The organism is Cohnella laeviribosi DSM 21336 (assembly GCF_000378425.1).
GTDB lineage: Bacteria > Bacillota > Bacilli > Paenibacillales > Paenibacillaceae > Cohnella > Cohnella laeviribosi.
The window spans coordinates 1-1,352 of sequence record NZ_KB899903.1 but is presented as its reverse complement, the minus strand read 5'-3'; the positions used below and the strand labels follow the sequence as shown (position 1 = coordinate 1,352).

Annotated in this window: 1 protein-coding gene; it reads right to left on the bottom strand. The window is 47.5% G+C overall.

Translation table 11 applies throughout. The features are described 5' to 3' along the window. Positions 1 to 312 precede the first annotated feature (312 nt). On the bottom strand, positions 313 to 1,236 hold the full coding sequence (locus F560_RS0122060; RefSeq protein ID WP_019004771.1) for a tyrosine-type recombinase/integrase: 924 nt from the start codon (positions 1,234 to 1,236) through the stop codon (positions 313 to 315). Positions 1,237 to 1,352 lie beyond the last annotated feature (116 nt).

The following is a 1,352-nucleotide window of genomic DNA, read 5'->3' as shown; positions in this document are numbered from 1 at the left end:
AATACAATTGTTACAAGATGATTTCGGCGTATGAGAACGATTGATCGTTGGGATAATGGGTAATAGGATAATGGAGGTCGCACAACTGAACTTGTGCGACATATCGACATAATGCGACATATTGCAGCATAATTATGTAAATTCTGATATGAATATAACATGCAAAAGATTGGTTTTCAACGATTTTCAATCATATTTCACCTAGAAGTGCCCCGCATCGCTACAAATTTCGTCGAAAATTCGACGAAATTCTTGTTTTGGCGACAATTTCTCCCTCTTGCCGTGCGCGAGCGCCGATCCCCGAAACGCGTTCTAGAGCACTTCCTTCAGGCAGTCTTCAACGAAATCCGGAGCCGCTTTTTTGATCTGTTCTACCGTGTGAATATACTGTTGGGTCGTATTGATGTGCGAATGTCCCAATGTCTGTTGAACCTGTTGAAGAGACGCTCCGTTTAGCAAAGCCAGAGTCGCATTGGTGTGCCGCAACCAGTGAGGCGTGACTTTCTTGGATAAATTGGCCTTTTTCCGGGCGTTTTCGATGATCCGTTCCACCTGACGGGTGCTCAGCGGAAACACTTTGCCGCTGCTCCCCTGTTCCTTGCGGTATAAAAGGAGCTGGTTCCAGAGCATGTCGGGCACTTTCACTTCCCGCGCTTTCCGGCCTTTTCCGTTCATCACGGTCAACCAAATGGAAGTTCCCATGGGATCGGTATGAAAATCGTCCCATTCCATCGAAACCAATTCGGAAACTCTCAATCCAAGCAAAACCAACGTCAGGCCGATCGTATAATCGCGAAGCGTCGATTGGTTTAATTGGTGCAATATTTTCGCGACTTCGTTCCGGGTTAGAAAATGACGGCTGCTGCTGTTCGACACCCTCGGCTTCTTGATGACCGCCGCCGGATTGTGGGGAAAACATTGAATGTTGGGACTGTTTCCCCACTTATAAAGGGAACGAAGAGGGGCCAGCAATACGGAGACCGTCGCCGCGGAATATTGGCGATTCTGTCGTTCATCCCTCTTGAGCAGACTCAGCTTATAAAGCTCGATATCCCTCCAAGTCACGTCTTTAAGTCTTTTTTCCCCGATAAAGCTTTGAAATCGTTCGATCGCATACTTGTAATTTCGCAAGGTGTAACGGGAATGGTGATGGGTGGCCAAAAACATGCTGACAATTTCTTCGTCCGTCAGTTCCTCCTGCGTTTTCTCGATTGGCTTCACAATACTCTGTTTCATCTGCGTCCCTCCTGTTGTCGAACAAGTTCAGTTGTGCGAAATGGCACGCTATGTAGACACGCTTAGTGCAGTACGTTACAAGGCAACGGGAGTCTTGTCAACCGGATCGCCTATCC